Here is an 18,187-nt window from a genome sequence, read left to right as displayed (position 1 = left end):
TTATAGGTTTCCTTTTTTGAGTTCGCTAACAGCATAATCGGCGGCCCTGGCCGTAAGTGCCATATAGGTTAATGAAGGGTTTTGACAGGCCGAAGAAGTCATGCACGCTCCATCGGTCACAAATACATTGAGGCAGTCCCAAACCTGGTTCCATTTGTTCAGTACCGATGTTTTAGGATCTTTCCCCATTCTGGCTGTTCCCATTTCATGAATTCCATGTCCCATGGCGTGACCACTGTCCCAGGTGCCGACATTTTTTATTCCTGCTGCTTCAAGCATTTCGCTAATTTCCTGCTTCATGTCTTTCCTCATCTTTAACTCGTTTTCCCTCAGCATGGCATCCATGGCCAAAACCGGAAGCCCCCATTTGTCTTTTTTGGTTTTGTCGAGCGAGATTTTATTCTCGTGATAGGGGAGGATTTCACCGAAGCCGGTTGCGCCGATGGTCCATTGCCCAGGTTCTGCAAGGGCATCCTTAAAATCGCCTCCAATACTTAGCTCTGCAATATTTCTGCCCCAACCATCCCTGCTTGCGCCACCTTGATAGCCAAATCCGCGCAGGTAATCTCTTTTGTCGCCACCTAGGTTAACAAAGCGTGGCACATAGAATCCATTTGCTCTTTTGCCGTAGGTATATTTGTCTTCGTAGCCTTCCACAGTGCCCCAGGCACCAATGTTATAGTGATGGTCCATTACGTTGTGACCCAGTTCGCCGCTGCTGCTGCCCAAGCCTCCAGGCCAAATGTGGGTTGCCGAATTAAACAGCACCCAGGCACTGTTTAAGGCAGAAGCACATAAAAAAACTATTTTGCTTTTATATTCATGTACTTCGTTGGTTTCGGTATCCAGTATTTTTACGCCTTTAGCCTTTTTGCTGTCCTGGTCATAAATGATTTCGGTAACGAGCGAATAAGGCCTTACCGTAAGGTTTCCTGTTTTGACGGCGGCGGGCAAGGTTGACGACTGCGTACTGAAGTAGCCGCCAAACTGGCAGCCTTCCCAACAACGGTTCCTGTATTGGCACTGGGTTCTTTCCTGTAGCGGCGCAGTGAGGTTTGCGGTTCTTCCAATAATAAGGTGCCGTTTTTCTTGGTAGTGCTTTTTTATCCTGGCGGCCACATCTTTTTCTACGCAGTTCAGTTCCATTGGCGGCAAAAAGGATCCATCAGGCAATTGCGGAAGGTTTTCTATGGAGCCGCTTATTCCTGCAAATTTCTCTACATGGTCATACCAGGGAGCCAAATCGGCGTAGGAAATGGGCCAGGCAACTGCAATGCCGTCTTTCTCGTTGGCTTCAAAATCCATCGGGCTCCAGCGATAAGATTGTCTTCCCCATAAAATTGAGCGTCCGCCCATGCGATAGCTGCGCCACCAGGTAAAAGGCTTGATTTCTACATAGGGGCAATCCTGTTCATTGGCCCATGCATCCATTACGGCTTCATTAGCCGCCCATCCACGGTGAATAATAGGATATTCTTTTTGTTGCGCTACGGTAGTTCTGCCTCGGTGTTCAAATTCCCAGGGATTTTTTGAAGCAGTTTTATAGTCTTTGATATGGTCGTATGGTCCCCCGCGTTCCAGCATGAGTACTTTTAATCCCTTTTCACAAAGCTCTTTGGCGGCCCAGCCACCACTAATGCCCGAACCAACTACGATGGCATCAAATTCATTGTTTTTCATATTATGGTATTGGAGGTAAGCTAAAAATAAAAATAATGGACATGTTGCTCATGAAGTATTTGAAAAATGATAGATATCTGTCATTTTTCGCATGGAGGTTGTGTGTGAGCTTTGTGGCTAAATCATAGAAGGGCCATAACTCAAAACTTGAACAGATGAACATTTTGATAGCAGATAAAATAGGTGTTTATCGATTCGGCTTCAAAACGATCATTGGCGAGCTATGGACCGATGCGGTGGTGAGCGAGGCCTGCAATTTTGACAAGGCGATCGAGCTTGTTTTCGACAATAACTTTGACCTTTTGGTACTGGATATCGAACTGGCACCACAAGAACTGCTGGCCAACTTTATCGGTAAGGCGATTAGGCATACCAAGGTGGTGATGCTTTTAGGAGATTGTCTTAACGAAGAAGCCAGCTCCCTGTCTAAAATCGGTGCCGATGCAATCATCTTCAGGTCAACATCCAAAGAAGAAGTCAGCGATATATTAAAATGGATGTTTAGTTAGGTGCTAAACATTTTGTAGCAGGCTATCGGCCAATGTAAAAATCATAGCAGTGTTATGCCTTCCCATACTTATTGGGCAGCCACATCTATTTTCGGATGCACATGTCTGCAATAGCAGGTTTATGTGCCAAAAAAAACAAAACAGTTTACTAACGGTCTTGAGCCTATTTCCATCTAGGTCACATATTTTAACGATATGGGAAATTATATGGCGTGCACTTTTGTGGAATTAGTTATTCGATTTGTAGAAAAATAACATTGATTATTTTTATGGTTTTTTTTGCAATGATTTGACTTGTAGTGAGTTGTTGTTTGGGCTTTGCTTTGTGCTATACTTAGGTTTTGTCAAATTTTTCCATCAAATCTCAGCTGTCGGTAGCCTAGCTTTAAAATCGTCCTTCTGGCGTGTTGTTGCAGAGCAAGCTCCTCGAAATGTTGAGCGATATGCTCGTAGCTATAATAATCCGTTTTTTATTCGGCTGACTTTCAGTTCCTTGTGTTTTGGACTTCCTTTTGCGTTAGTCGAGAAATCTTTCCTATTGCTTGCCTCTAAGCACACTTAACAAATAATTTATACCATGGGGAAATTTTTACAATTTACAGTCAGCTTTATGCTGGTGTCTGTCGTTGCGTTCTCGCAAGAAAAGATCAAGGACGGTACCGTTACGGGCAACAACCTGCCCAATAAGGATGCTATCCTAGAGCTCGAAAGTATGGGCAAAGGGCTGTTGTTTACCAGGGTTTCGCTAAAAGTGACTACCGATGCGAGCCCTTTATCGGCCCACGTAGCCGGTATGATGGTGTACAACATAGCTACGGCCGGCGATGTAACCCCAGGTATATATTATAACGACGGAACTAAATGGATTTCGGCCAAAGGCCTGAAAGGAGATACGGGGAGTGTCTTGATCGAAAGCAAGCCGGGCCAAACCGGACCTCCGGGAACCCCGGGCCAGCCTGGCGGACCAGGAGCCGGAACAACCATTGTAATCAACGATAGTGGTACCTGGATATACGATCCCGTTACTCATACTTGGACAAATATAAATGGTGCCAAGGGACCAAAAGGCGATACCGGAGCAACCGGCCCTCAAGGCCCTGCAGGTGTAGCTGGTGCGCAAGGCCCAATCGGTTTAACTGGAGCAATTGGCCCACAAGGTCCGATTGGCTTAACAGGCGTTGCCGGCGCTACAGGTGCTAAAGGCGACAAGGGCGATACTGGGGCAACTGGTGCTCCAGGTCCTGCAGGTGCAGTTGGTGCACAGGGACCCATTGGTTTAACTGGAGCAATTGGTCCACAAGGTCCGATTGGAGCTCAAGGCCCACAAGGTCCTGCTGGAGCAAATGGTATAGATGGTGTTGGAGGCAAATCACAGGCAGGCACTGGGATAAATATTACCGGAACCGGAACCGCTGCCGATCCTTACATCATCAACAATACCATAGTAGATACAGATAACCAAACCATAACCAGTTTCGACTTTGACAATGCAACGAAAAAACTAACGCTTGTTTTAGAACGGGGAAACACCAAAACGGTCGACATGAGCTCGTTAAAAGTGGCCGCTTCGAATGGATTGGGCATTGATGCCGTTACAGGCGATGTACAGTTGGGTGGCGCCTTGTTAAAGCCGACAACCATTGCCGTGGGGGCCAATCCATTATCCATCACTGGCTTACCTGCAACAGGGACAGCTGCCGATCAAATTTTAGTAGCCAATGGTGCAGGAGGAGAACTAAGGACAATACCGGCCTCCAATTTCGTGCAGGATTTACGTTTGGTAGGAGCCAGCAGTCACCTCACACAGGATGCCGGCGTGGGCTCGAATGGCACCAGTGTAGGAACAGGTGCCGATATCATTGCCATCGGCAACGGTGCCATCAGCAAAAATACGTCCGGTTCAGATAATGTGGCTATTGGTTCGAATGCCTTGAACTTTAATAGCACCGGCGGACACAACATTGGTATAGGTCGCAATGCATTGGGGAAAAATACAACCGGCTCAGATAATATGGCTTTTGGCTATAACTCGTTAGTTAACCTAGATGGCGGCAGCGACAACGTTGCGGTGGGTGCGCAAGCGTTGGCCTTCCTTACTAATGGAAACAAAAACACAGCTATTGGCAGATTGGCTGGAGGTAGTTTGCAAGGTTCTCGAAACGTGATATTAGGCTATAATGTGGGTTATAACTATAGTGGAGATGATCGTTTAATGATTGATAACTCCAACACAAATACCCCTTTGATTGATGGTGATTTTGCAGGTAGAAAACTAACCATTAACAGTACCTTAAAGATTGCCGATTTGGCTACCGGAGCTACAGTAACAGCAGGCAACAGGCCAGTGGTGGCCGATGCCAACGGGCAGTTGATGATCGGTACCGCACCTGCAGCTACAACAGCTGATAACGGATTGACCAAAAGCGCTAACAATATACAGTTGGGTGGGGCTTTGACCACAGCCACTACCTTGACTACCGACGCTGCCAAAACCTTGGCCATTGCAGGACTGCAAACCGGAGCGGCAAGCGATAAAATCGTTAGTGCGGATGCCAACGGGGTATTAAGACAAATTGATCAGGCTACTTTGGCCATAGAGCCCTTACAAATACAGGGCAGTACCAACAAGGCAACGGCCAATAATGTACCGGCCTACCTGAACAGCAACTTTGCCGTAGGCGATTTTACGGGTTCAACATCCACCAAAAAACTGGAAGTAAAAGGCGATTTTAAAACATCGGTTCAAACAGCAGATGGTAGCTACTATAACATGGAAACCAATAATACTTCAATACCAGGTGGAGGTGTGAATTTTATTTCGGCAGCGAATAACCCGAATTTTCTTACAGCTTCAGAACTAGGTGTGCTGGGTATTAGTAGAAACGGCAATACGCTCATGTCTAAAATTGGCAATGCAACTTCGATAATTACGCAAAGCAGTACTGGTCTGTTGGCTTCAACCGCCGATCCGAACTATACCTCGGCATTCTCTCTTACGGAAAACCGTTTTGGCATTAATTCAACTAATCTTACTAATCAGCAGCGTACTGAGATGAATGTAAACAGTTATGACGGTATTGCCTTTAATTATCAAAACGTAACTGGTAATGTCGAAGGTAACTACTTGTTTCCGCGCAACAATGGAACAGCTAATCAGGTGCTAACTACAAATGGTGTGGCTGGGCAGGCGCTGCTTTCGTGGAAAGATATTTCGGCATTGGCACCAGAACCTTGGCGCATTGAAAACACTGCCAATCCCGCAACAACAAATACACAGAATATTTATCAAAACGGTAATGTAGGTTTGGGTGATTTTACAGCTGCAAAGCCCATTGCCAGGTTAGATGTTAGGGGCGCTGTACGTGGGGGCGAACCTAGCCAATCAGAGCTGCAAGGACAATCTGTGATAGGAGAAAACTCTGCGGCTTTGGGTAGCCGCAATTATGCGAGGGGTGAAAACAGTATGGCTTTTGGTACAAGCAACGACGTGTCAGGAGAGTATGCTGTAGGCTTAGGAGGAGACAACGCAGTTAGTGCAAAAGGTGCCATGGCTGCTGGATTTCGTAATGATATTGCAGCATCGGGTGAGTATGCTGCTGCTATTGGAAAGTTTAACGTGGTAAAAGGTGTACAAGCCTTTGCAGCTGGATTTAGCAATTATTCAACTAGCGATAATTCGATGATGCTGGGAGAAGGACTACAATCGGCATCAATAAACGAACTGGTGGCAGGCCGTTATAATGCCATTACCACGGGTAGTGCCAATAGCTGGGTACCTACCGACCCCTTGTTCCAATTGGGCAATGGTATTGACAGGAACACCCGAGATAATGCCCTTACCGTATATAAAAATGCTAATATTGACATTAATGGCCAAAATGTGCGTGTACCCAACCTGCCCTCTGCCGTAGCTGCACAGTCTAATGATGCCTTTATAGTTTCTGACCCTAGTGGTAACCTCAAAAAAGTGTATTCCGTTACGGCTGCTCCGCGTTTCTTCTACTCACCATCGGTAGTGTTGCCAACAGCCAATGCCAACTTGCCAGCTGGTGTAACCTACGATGCAGGTACGCAAACCTTTACGGCCGATTTATACACTATTTATAGCAATCAGTTTGGTATGGCAGGCCTTGCTACGCCAACTATATCGGCCGTTAAAAGCCCATCGGCAACCAACTTGCCAGTGCTGCCTGTATCAGCATTAGAATATTTTGTTACTTATTTTGATAACACGGTTTTCGATCCAGCAAGCATCGCCTTAGATGACAATGGCGTGCTCACCTACAAAATATTGCCGGCAGGTATCGTAACAGAAAAAACCTACATGAATATTGTGTTTAAGGTAAAATAGTGCAACTGTATTTTAATTTTCTAATAAAAGATTTAAAAGTTATTAATAAGTAACCTCTTATGCCGTAAATGATGAAATTAAGCGCTATTGGCAAAAAACAAATTTTCAAAATTAAATTAACCTTACTCTTTTTAGTTTTTGGCTATGCTGCTGCAGCACAAGAGCAGACCATGTATTGGATTGGCGGTGCTGGTAATTGGGGCGACCTTACTCACTGGTCTTTTCAATCTGGTACACAAGGACCTACCACGCCCTCATCTATCCCTACTTCCGAAACCAATGTAATCATCAATGCGGCATCGGGCTTTAGTGGATCTGCGGTTGCCAATAGTCCCGGTACTATCATTAACCTAACGGCCAACGTATTCATTAAATCTTTAACTTTTGAAAGCGATTTAACAGCCAGCAATTCGCCCCGTATCGTTGGAAGTTTTGGACTTGCCGTAAGTGGCAATGCAACCCTACGTTCAACAGTAATGATGGTGTTTGGGGGCGCCCCAGGCAATGGTTTTACGCTAGACCAGCTTGTAGGCACCATCGCTACGCTTAAACTAAATGGAACTACCTTGGGTTTAGACTTTGTAAAAAAGGGAGCTGGTACCTTAAACATAGAGGGTAATTTTGACAATAGCGGGGATACTTATATCAACAACGGCATCACCAATTATAATGGCACGGTTTTTCAGAGCGGAGGCTTTTTGATGAATAACGATGCCCTGTTAAACATGCCCAGTTTACGTACCTTAAATTTCACGGCTTATCGTGGCCAAAATATTAATGGTACCGCTTCGCTAAATGTACCTTTGCTACAAACCATCAATACCAAGGGCTTTACGCTTAACTCTACCACACCATTAAATTTGCCTAGTTTGCAGGTGTTTAATGCAGAAGGCGTAGTTGATAACGGAAACCCTGCAGCTACCCTTGCCTTAGCCAATGGTGCAGTGGTAACTGCTTTTAATTGGTCGTATATAGGTAACTTAAGCGCAGGTACCGCCCAATTTCACATTACGGGTAATGAGTTTAAAACAAAAAGTGCCACCACGGTAAACAAGGTTTTTATAGATAATACTAATCAGAATGCTACGGTGGTAATTGCTGGGGCAGGCTCTACCATTAACGAGCTTTTTTTTACAACCAGCGGCGGGTATTTCTTGGAAAGCATGTATGTAGGCAAGTTACGGCTTGCTCCATCGGCCAACTATTTGATGCAGTTCAATAGCGAGCTTGCCGTAACCGGACAGTTGGTAGACAGTACACCAAATTGTACGGGCTTTTATCAGATTTATGCCTACCCAACAGGCTATACCACAAAACTTAATAACCAAACGGGTGCACCCATTAACCTAACCAATGCTCGTATAAGTGGCATAAATGTACTTACGCAAACGGTAAATGTGGTTGGTGTTGATAACGGAGGCAATACCGGTTTAATTAATTTTACGCAACCTCCAACAAAAGATATTTATTGGGTTGGTGCTGGTGCCGATAATCAATGGAATACCAAAATGAACTGGTCGGCAAGCTCGGGCGGAGCGGGTGGCTATTGTATTCCATCCCAATATGACAACGTATTTTTTGATGCCAATTCGGTAGTAACGGGGGCAACGGTAAATATTACCGGCTCACCTGCCTATTTCCGTAACATCACCATTCAGGATAATTTCCCCCAGGCAACTTTTGCCTTGGGCTCTGCAAATAACGTGGGCATCAATTGCTATGGGTCTTGGTACATGAAGAGTGGCGTTTCAGTGAATGATGTGGTTTATTTCTATGCGCCAAGCTTAGGCGAAACCATTACTTCAAATAATTCTGTTTTTACAAAAAACATTCATTTTAGGGGGCTTGGCGGATGGGTGCTTCAAGACAAGCTTACAACGGGCCAAAACCTTTATTTCAATAGCGGTACCTTAAACACCAATAGCAAAGAAGTGTATATTGCGGAGAACTTTTCGCCAGATCATTGGGGTTATCCGATGTCACCCGGCAACAGACACCTGATTTTTGGCAGTTCTGCAATATCAGCACTTTATTTGTGGGAATATCCTGGCGGAGGTACGCTTGATGCCGGCACCTCGCACATTATCATGAGGAATCCGAATGGTTCATTTAACGCCGGCGATAGCTATACCTATTATGATGTTACGGTTAGCCCTGCGGGTAATGCCCAGCGTATTGGCTATGATTTTTCTGGTCCAAATATAAATTACCACAATATCTATGTTTATTCAAGCTATGCCAGCTTTGTACAAGCTCCAAATAACACCGCAAACCTGTTAAAAGCCATGCCTGTTTTAGGCAGGGCAGAACTATACTTCCAAGGCAACTTTACCACCAATGCTATGGAAGTACAGGCCAGTGCCATAATTTCGGCAAACAGCGGGGTTACGCTGACCATTAACCAAAACTTTATTTCGCACACAGCCGATTGTATGGGGCTGATGGAAATGTACGTAAATAATAAAACCCCAGGACAAAGCTTTACCTTTAAAGCCCTAAATAATGTAAATATACCCAATGTATGGATGACAGGTGTTACTGCCGATCTTACTACTGGGAAAACATATACAGCCACAGGGATACAGGGGCCTGACGTAAACAACTGGACTTTTGTGCCAACAGCTCCAAAAGAGTTATACTGGACAGGCGCAAGCGATAGCAATTGGAACAATGGTTTAAATTGGACCACCAATACCAATGGAACGCCAACACTAGGTGGCTGCGTGCCTACTAGGTACGACAACGTCCATTTCAATAGCTTTTCTAACCGCAATCTGCCAATTAACATACTCAATATACCTGCATATTTCAATAACCTAATTGCGCATGCCGATGCTCCTGATGGAATTGCCATTGTTAACGATGTGAATACCATAGCCAATGCCTATGGCAACACCATACAATTGGGAAGCAATATGTATATCAATAGGTTAACTTTGCAGGGCGATGCTAATAATGGTGTGTTAACCACTAGTCAGCTGGCTAAATTTGATTTTTTGACCGTAAACAGCCCTACGGCAAACTGGATTTTTAACGGCAATATCAAGTTCAATAACAAGTATATACAAACAGGTGCTACGGTAACCGCAAATGCTACGTTATGGGATGGCAATGCAGAGTGCCAGCTAAATGGAGTAGCATTGAATTTAAATGTGCAGACCATTAATTTACAGGGTGTTTGGTTACAAAAAGGAGATTTCAAGGCATCGGGGCTTACCATGAATTTAACCCAAGACTTTGTTTCTAATGATGCCACTAATCCACGTTCTGTAGATATACGTAATTCCAATATTACCGTAAGAAGCTGGTTCCATTCCAATTTGGCAACGGCAACACTACAGGCTGGAGGTTCTACCATTAATGTACTCGAAAATTTTAATGGCAAGGCCAATGATGTATACGGTAAAATTATAGTTCCGTTACAGGCATATCTAGGTAGTGGTTATTATATCCAGGGTGGTATCATAGCCGATGAGCTTATTTTGAACCAATCCAGAACAATAAACGACAACAATACCTTTGGAACTTTGTTTTTAAAGCCAACCGGGCTTACGCTCAACCTGCAGACAGGTTCTACGCAGGCGGTTGCCAATTACCTGTTGCTTAGTGGTTCACCTTGTTATTTAAACAGTATACGTGTTGGTGGCGAAACCGGCAGTAGCCAAACCACGCAGGCTACCATTAATTACAGCAATCCCAACAATAGTAATAAATACGATTTTATTCGCATAGGCGGAATCATCGCTTCTAATGCCCATTTACTTTTGTATGCCAACAGTACGCAGTTAGGCAATAACCAGCATGTCGAGGAGGTTGTTCCTGGGCAATTGCCGGGTTTAATTGGGTTGCCCGATAATTTTTCTTGTGCCACTATAAATGATGCCGATTCCGCTACTTATCAGCTTGTCGCAAATTTTGTTGGTGGGCCAACCAGTAGCTACACCTGGTTTAAGAAAGATGCTGGCGGAACCTTTGTAAACTTAAATGTACCCACTACCACCACCGTTATTGATGTGAGAAACTTTGGTTACGATGGTGTTTATAAAGCCGAAATTATTTATGACCCCAGCTTGCCTATTGCGCAACAATGCAAGGTTCCAGATGAAATAACCGTAAGCTACAAACCCAAAAACGTAGTGCTCAGTGCCGGTGCAAATGCGTATAGGTTTTGTGCAAACGATTCTAAAACAATAGCCAATTTGTCTGTAGATGTTTCTACAGCTAATGAAATGGCGCTCAGAGTCGCATCCATTAAATGGTATGCAACAGCGGCGGGTGGGGCTCCTTTGAACCCTGCCGACTTATTGGTGAGTGGCGATTATTATGCAGAACTGGTGGTTGATGCAACAGGCTGTGTAAGCCCGACCAGAACCTTAGCACAGGTGCTTGTAGAACAGCCAATGGTTGCCAATGCCGGACCCGACCAGCAGAAGGGGGGCAATTATCCAATAACATTTACCATGGTCGCAAATGATCCGCAAACCGCAACGGGTGAATGGATTGTGATTTCTGGAAACATATCCATTGCTGATAATACAAAATATAATACCACCATCTCACTTAATTCGGGGAACAGGGCAGAATTACAATGGAGAATTACCAATAGCTGTGGCATCAGTACAGACAATGTTTTGCTAATAAAGATGGCTCCGGTAATGGCTAACCCCAGTTTAAGAACAAGAGTTAAACAGTAATATATGCTGTTAGATACTGCAATCTATTCGGTTAGAGGTAAATAATGGTTTTGGAGAACTGTGCAAAGGCAAATCCGTCGGTGAGATTGGCGGTACAAAAATAATAGACAGAGCATGAAAAAGTTAATCACCATAATGTGGATGGCCTTGTTGGGCATGGGAGTGCTCAAGGCCCAAACGGGCGCAGGAAGCAAAAGCGTTGAGGGCGCAGTAGCCGTTGGCCAAGCCAGTACGGTTAATGTGGCCACTGGAACCGTTAAGCAATGCTTTGCCGAAACTATCAGTTTTGGTCCGGGAAGCAATTGGACAATAGACGGTACCTTAGAGATTTGGAGCCGATACATCTGGATTGCACCAACGGCCAATATCAGTGGCAAAGGCAAGATTGTGATTCACAATCCCGCAAGTAGCCCGTATTACAGTGGTGCAGGTGCTCAACCAACGGTAATAGATGGCAACAACGGCAATTTTATCGCCTTGCTGGTAGAACACCGGAATGCCGAAAATATCGTACTTGATGATGTTCCAGACCCCGGATTTGGTACTTCCAACCCAGTTGGTGCACTATCGGCATCTCTTCGCGCCAATAGTACTTTAGATTTTTTGGTAGACCGTGGAGATATCCTGCTGAACGGCCATAACCTAGAATTTGGCCCTGACGGAAAGATAACCAATTACTCGAAAGACAGGATGGTGGTAACCGGAAACAGTCTTGCTGGTCATGTCATCAAGAATTATTCGTTAGGCGGGAGTTTTGTCTTCCCATTGGGCATTGCCGAAGGCGATTATACACCGGCTACCTTGGCGCCAGCTTCGGCCGCAAAATTATATGTGGGCGTGCTGAACTACCGGGCCGCCGGGCCCGTGCTCCCAAAACCACAATTGGGCATGGATCGGATGTGGCATATCTATGGAACGCCCCAAGCGAGCATCGATATGACCTTGGCGCACAACAGCAACACCAATGGCCAGTTGTTTCTCGATGCCAATGCGGCCATAGCTAGGTATGCAGGCGGCAACAGATGGGATTACCTCAAAGGAACGAACCCCGCAATTGGCGTCCATACTAAGGAAGGTGTTGTGCCGAGTGCCAATGGTACCGACAATGGAAGCTATTTTACCAAGCTTTCGGTGTCGGGTACAGATCTTTTTATTCCCAATTTATTTACCCCTAATGGCGATGGCAACAACGATACTTTCGAGATCAAAGGGCTGGAGCTTTTTGCCGAGAACGAGCTCGTTATTGTAAACAGGTGGGGCAACGAAGTGTACCGTGCTTCGGGCTACCGCAACAACTGGAGCGGAGAAGGACTTAACGAGGGTACCTATTATTACCTGCTTCGCGTCAAAGAAACCAAGTCGTCTGATTGGCAGGTGTTCAAAGGCGATGTGATGATGGTAAGGGCTTTCAAAAAATAATGGACCAGAAAACGAACAGAAGAAAATGAAAAGACTATTATGGATTTTATGGTTGCCGGCCTTGTTTCAGGTTTGTTATGCCCAACAGGACGCACAGTTCAGCCAGTATATGTTCAATGGCATCTACATTAACCCAGCCTATGCCGGATACCGGGAACAACTGAACCTGCATGCGTTTTACCGCACGCAATGGACCGGAATTAAAGGGGCGCCCAGAACCATGTGCATGGCCGTTGATGCGATTGCGAATGATGGCAACGTAGGGCTTGCCTTGCAGGTATCAAGCGACCGTTTGGGTGCGCAGCGCAATGATGGCGTTTATGCTAATTACGCCTATCGCATCCGACTAAATGATGATGGAACTTCGCGTTTGGCCTTTGGCATAGGAGTGGGGGCGGTGCAATTGGGCGTCGATGGTGCGTGGTTAACCCCAAATGATGCAGAGCCAGATCAACCCATGGGCATGCAAACTACCATCGTACCCGATGCCCGTGCAGGGGTTTTCTTTGCCAATGAGAAGTTTTATGCAGGTTTTAGTGCCGATAACCTTGTTTCGCAGTATATCGACGTCAACAGGTATGCCTTTATTCCGAAGCCTAAGCCCCATTATTACCTCACGGTAGGCATGCTGTTGCCTTTGTCGTACGATTTCCAGCTCAAGCCTTCTTTCCTGTTGAAAGATGACAGAGGTGGCCCCACAAGTTTGGATATCAATGCCTTTCTGATTATTTCCGAAAGATTTTGGATCGGTGGAAGCTACCGAACAGGGGTGAAACTGTACAATAAAGATTATCTGCAAAAGAACCTTTCGCAGCTCAATTCTGCGGTAGGGGCCATCCAGTTCTTTCCAAATGGAAGCTTTAGGCTGGGCTATGCCTACGATTTTTCCATTGGGCCACTTCAGGGTTATAGTGGTGGCACCCATGAGTTGTCCATCGGTTACTTTTTTCAAAAAAAGCATATCAGGATGCTAAGTCCGCGATATTTCTAGGAGTATCTTGATTAATCCAATGCGCATGAAATACAAAAAAATACTATTGGTGTTGGCGGTTGCTTTGCTGGCAGCCACCACATGTCGGGCACAATATGTGCTGAAGGAAGGAGATGAACAATATAAGCTGTTCAATTACAAAAAAGCTGTGGGTCTTTATGAACAGGCCTATCGGAAAAAACCTTCGTTGGAAGCGGCCGAACGCTTGGCCGATTGTTATGTACGTCTGCGTGATTTTACCCAGGCCGAAAGCTGGTATGCAATTGTGTCGAACAAGACTGACAGCAAGCCAAAAAATGTATTGGCCTATACAAAGGCCTTGCAGCAGAATTCCAAATATGCAGAAGCCAAGATAGCTTACCGGAAATATGCCGATTTGGAAAAAGGCCTAAAGGCTGGCGAACTGGAAACATGGTTGATGGGTTGCGATTCGGCTATGCGCTGGATGGCAACCCCCCAAAAAATCGATGTCGAAAATAGGCATAAGCTCAATTCTCCAACATCAGATTGGGGTGTCGGCTTGTACCTAGGAGGAATAACTTTTGCTTCGGATAGAGGTAATGCAACAGGGAAAGATGTTGCTCAAGAACGACCGTTCCTGAAATTTGACGGCTATGAATTGCCTGATAGAGTGGTTTACGGCTGGACCGGTAATGCCTACTTAAAACTTTATGCAAGCCATGCGAAAGATAGTGTTTCGCTTTTTCCCTTGGCAGTAACCAGCAATTATCACGTAGGGCCAGCCACGTTTACCGCCGATGGCAACGAAATGTACTTTACTTTGACACGGATATCGCCAAAACCGGCTTTTGAAAAAGATGGCCTCGCAACGGTCAATATTGGCATATATTCGAGCAGGAAAGGTGCTGATGGTCAATGGTCCGCTCCAGTAGCTTTTCCATACAACAATAGTAATGCCTATTCCATGGGAGATCCTTTCATCACCAATGATGGCAAACGCCTGTATTTTGTTTCCGATAGGCCAGGGGGACTTGGAGGTACCGATGTTTATGTATGCTGGAGAAACGAAGCTGGGAGCTGGGGCAACCCAATTAACCTGAAAGAGATCAATACCGCAGGCAACGAGCGTACGCCTTTCTTCGACGAACGAGGCTATTTGTATTTCAGTAGCGATGGCTTTGTGGGCATGGGTGGCCTCGATATATTTGTGGCTCGAATGGTTAACGGAAAATCGGTAGAGGTTAAGAACTTGGGGTATCCGATCAACTCGCCACAAGACGATTTCGCCTATATGAAGACAAACGAACTGCAAGGTTATTTGAGCTCAAACCGCTTGGGTGGGGCAGGTAGCGATGATATCTACAGCTTTGTCGAACAAGCGCAACCATCGGGGCTCAGGTTGGTGGGTAGGGCACTGGATAAGATTTCAGGTCGGCCATTAGCCAACACCATTGTTACCCTGTCGGGTGTAAAAGCTTCGCCGGTAAAGGTGCAAACGGATAGCACAGGCAATTTTGGCTTTGATTTACAGAAAGGCAATACTTATAGTCTTTCTGGCGAAAAAACAGACTACATGAGCGATAATGCCCCGATTTCGACAGATGGGGTAGTGTTATCGACAATGAAAAAGGATTTATTGTTGGAGCGTGTCGCAATCAATAAGGCGATTAAGCTCGAAAATATTTATTACGATTTTGACAAGTCGAATATCCGGGCAGAAGCCGCCATAGAATTAGACAAGCTGGTCAAGATCATGAAAGAGAATCCTACGATTTGGATCGAATTGGGCAGCCACACCGACAGTAGGGGCAACGACCAGTACAACTTGGCATTGTCACAACGAAGGGCCGATGCTGCGGTGAAGTATATTGTTGATCGGGGCATTTCTCCAAACAGGATTTTTGCCATGGGCTATGGGGCAAGCCAGTTGCTCAACCACTGTAAAAAAGGAGTAGAGTGTACCGAAGCGGAACACCAGCTGAACAGAAGAACGGAATTTAAAATCGTGAAGCAGTAATGGGGTAAACACTGGTTGCTGTTTGTTGGCTTGTTAGGGGGCATTGCTTTAGGGTAATGCCTCTTTTATTTCAGCCTGTTCTCCCATACAAAACCTGCCTATTGGGCCTTGGTTCGGAAAAGGAAAACATACCTGCTGTAAATGAGGTAGGCAACGGGCCCAAAAAACGGGATGAGAACAATTAAGAGCGTCCAAATGATTTGGTGGTTTTTCATGGATTTATCCCTCAATAAATCAATCAGCGATAAAGCTGGTAGCGCCAATGCGATCCCCAATAAAAATATTTCTTCTAAACCCATAGCTAAATTGTTTTGTGGTTTAAAAATGTAAGGAGAGCGTGTTTGATTTTCATGGCTTAGGTATTTATTGGTTCAACTAATTTATGTAGTTATTGATGTGAAACTTAAAATGTGAAAAAATAGAACATTTCAGGGTGTAATTGTTTCTTTTTGAGAAAGTTATTGTCGTTAATCTATAAAATAATACTTAAGGTTAAGTGTTTTTAAAATGTAGACTAAAGCTAAACAGAGTTCAAAGCAGTCTTTTACGACTTACCGTAAAAGCGGTATTTTTTTCAGAATGGTCTGTGGTGGATTGCCGATGTAACAATTGCGATGGCCGGCTAACTTTCCCTGATTGTTCTAGTCTTAAGGGCAATAGCTTCATCGGCTACTAAGTTATTTCCAATCATTTAAACAACCTGTTCATCTATGCATTTCAAAATGAAGTACCTTACATTAATTGTAGCTGTCGCTTTCATCTCTATAGAGAGTCGTGCGCAAATCGTTCCCTTGATTGGAAAGGAAGCCCCGCGAGTAATCTTTCAGTCAACCACGACAAAACCTGTTAACCCTGATTTTTATAAAGGGAAAATTTTGGTATTGGACTTCTGGGCAACCTGGTGTGCGCCTTGTATCGCAAACTTTCCCCACTTTAACCAGTTGGCTGAAAAATATTCAAGCAAAAATGTACTTTTTGCCGTAATCAGCGATGAACAGCCTTCAACCATCAAGAAATTTTTCGAACGAAGTAAAAAAGAGATCAAAGGATTAAGCATCACAGATACCAGCAAGGTAACAAAAAAGGCCTTTGGCGTGCTTCTCATTCCTTTTTGCGTGGTAATCGATCAAAATAACGTGGTGAGATGGACCGGTCCGGGACAAAGTTTAACGCCATCAATCCTAGAAAAAATAATTAAAGGCGAGCCGTTGAATATCGTTGAAAAAATCCCCAAACAAGCTGAAGCGACCAGTGTCCAGATGCAAAAGCCTCTATTTACGTTCAGCGTAGGATTGGGCAGTAATGCTCAGAAAACCAGACAGAGCAGAACGAACAGAGAGGGGGATTTAGGCGAATTGTTGCAACGCAATTATCAGTTGGGCGATGTGATGGAGTACATTAGCGGGTACGGCCGGACTACACAGATCATTACGAATGATACCGCTAAGCTTAGTCAACTGGTAGAGCTAAATTTTGAAAGTAAATTGGATACTACATTGTTTAGAAAATACCGCAACCAGATTATTCCGGGAAACCCAAGAAGGAATATGATCATGGAGATGCTAGGCGATGCCTTGAGGTTTGATGTGAAGTCGGTGAATGAACAAAAAGAATATTATGATTTGGTCGTATCGGACCCCAATAAACTGAAACCTTTTCAGTCATTGCAGGATAAGCATTCCAGTATTTCACCGGATAAATTAGAAAATTATGAAATCGTTGGCTACAGCCTCAAGGATATAGCTCAGGAGGTTCAGAAAGCTAGTGGAATAATTATTCGAACCGATATTTCCGGTGATGCTACCTATGACCTTTCCCTTAACCTAACCGATATCGCTTCTTTACAAAAAACATTAGGTTTTCACGGCCTTCAACTAAAGCGAAAAACGGGTGAAATCAGTTTCATAAAGATGACCTTTTATTAGAGGCGTTAGGCCCCTCGGCCATTTCCAAATGTTGCAACACTTTCGGAATTTCTAGGAAAGAATATTAAAAAAAGGGCCCTATTCAAAATAGAGCCCTTTTGGACGATGTTATCGTCTTTGTACCCAGAGCCGGAGTCGAACCGGCACGGTTTCCCACAGGTGTTTGAGACCAGCGCGTCTACCAATTCCGCCATCTGGGCATTTGCTGTTCAGCGGGATGCAAATATAGCAAGGGCAATATTGATTTGCAAACATTATTTTCAAATAAAGCATAACACGCTTGAATACAGTGGATTTCTGTGCTTAAAAAGGGGAGCTTTGTATTAACCTTGGTCAAATAAGGCCTTTCAGCTCCGTATTTCCTACCTGTTTTTATCAAGAGCTATGCGCATCTCAACCGTTTTTTGTCGAAAAGTAGATCATCTTGATTGTTATTATTAGCCGGCACAGGCGTTCAAGATGATTGCCTTTTGCAGAAATCTATTATATAAGATCAGGAGAAGTTAAATAACAATCTGGCTTGTGGGAATATTTGGTAATCTGCTGGTTTTGGTACTGGGTGCATTGAGGAAGCCGGGGCATTAGACCGCTCGCTTTTTTAAACCTGAATTTATTCCCGATGTAAAAGTTTAAAGCAAAT

General features: G+C 44.6%; 9 protein-coding genes and 1 tRNA gene. 7 read left to right on the top strand and 3 right to left on the bottom strand.

The window, feature by feature from the left end; translation table 11 throughout:
- Positions 1–1,680, bottom strand: a complete 1,680-nt coding sequence (locus tag VRU48_RS07115; protein WP_330107227.1) for a GMC family oxidoreductase — start codon at positions 1,678–1,680, stop codon at positions 1–3.
- A gap of 155 nt (positions 1,681–1,835) precedes the next feature.
- On the opposite strand from VRU48_RS07115, the gene VRU48_RS07110 reads away from it, so the two are divergent.
- The 6 genes from VRU48_RS07110 to VRU48_RS07085 all read left to right on the top strand — a co-directional run bounded on the left by VRU48_RS07110 (position 1,836) and on the right by VRU48_RS07085 (position 15,622).
- On the top strand, positions 1,836–2,189 hold the full coding sequence (locus VRU48_RS07110; protein ID WP_330107226.1) for a response regulator: 354 nt from the start codon (positions 1,836–1,838) through the stop codon (positions 2,187–2,189).
- 577 nt (positions 2,190–2,766) lie between these two features.
- The gene (locus VRU48_RS07105) at positions 2,767–6,540 is read left to right on the top strand and encodes a hypothetical protein (RefSeq protein WP_330107225.1); all 3,774 of its coding nucleotides are present in this window, start codon (positions 2,767–2,769) and stop codon (positions 6,538–6,540) included.
- Positions 6,541–6,608: 68 nt separating this feature from the next.
- Positions 6,609–11,234 carry a hypothetical protein gene (locus VRU48_RS07100; RefSeq protein WP_330107224.1) on the top strand — a complete coding sequence of 1,542 codons (4,626 nt, stop codon included), beginning with the start codon at positions 6,609–6,611 and terminating at the stop codon, positions 11,232–11,234.
- Between the two features lie 114 nt (positions 11,235–11,348).
- Positions 11,349–12,653: a T9SS type B sorting domain-containing protein gene (locus tag VRU48_RS07095; RefSeq protein ID WP_330107223.1), complete on the top strand. Its 1,305-nt coding sequence runs from the start codon at positions 11,349–11,351 to the stop codon at positions 12,651–12,653.
- A gap of 25 nt (positions 12,654–12,678) precedes the next feature.
- Entirely contained in the window at positions 12,679–13,644 is a 966-nt protein-coding gene (locus VRU48_RS07090) for a PorP/SprF family type IX secretion system membrane protein (protein WP_330107222.1), read from the top strand.
- Positions 13,645–13,669: 25 nt separating this feature from the next.
- Positions 13,670–15,622, top strand: coding sequence for an OmpA family protein (locus VRU48_RS07085; protein WP_330107221.1), 1,953 nt, complete (start codon positions 13,670–13,672; stop codon positions 15,620–15,622).
- Between the two features lie 98 nt (positions 15,623–15,720).
- Here VRU48_RS07085 and VRU48_RS19640 read toward each other — a convergent pair whose 3' ends face one another.
- Positions 15,721–15,921 carry a PLDc N-terminal domain-containing protein gene (locus VRU48_RS19640; RefSeq protein ID WP_431311619.1) on the bottom strand — a complete coding sequence of 67 codons (201 nt, stop codon included), beginning with the start codon at positions 15,919–15,921 and terminating at the stop codon, positions 15,721–15,723.
- Positions 15,922–16,344: 423 nt separating this feature from the next.
- Here VRU48_RS19640 and VRU48_RS07080 point away from each other — a divergent pair, with 423 nt between their 5' ends.
- Positions 16,345–17,547 carry a TlpA family protein disulfide reductase gene (locus VRU48_RS07080; RefSeq protein ID WP_330107220.1) on the top strand — a complete coding sequence of 401 codons (1,203 nt, stop codon included), beginning with the start codon at positions 16,345–16,347 and terminating at the stop codon, positions 17,545–17,547.
- Between the two features lie 120 nt (positions 17,548–17,667).
- On the opposite strand, the gene VRU48_RS07075 is transcribed toward VRU48_RS07080, so the two are convergent.
- Positions 17,668–17,747: transfer RNA gene (locus tag VRU48_RS07075), tRNA-Leu, on the bottom strand.
- Positions 17,748–18,187: the final 440 nt, after the last annotated feature.

The sequence above is a fragment of the Pedobacter albus genome, assembly GCF_036324255.1.
In the GTDB taxonomy this organism is placed as follows: domain Bacteria; phylum Bacteroidota; class Bacteroidia; order Sphingobacteriales; family Sphingobacteriaceae; genus Pedobacter; species Pedobacter albus.
Note: the sequence above shows the minus strand (reverse complement) of the source record. Positions and strands in the feature narration are given on the sequence as shown.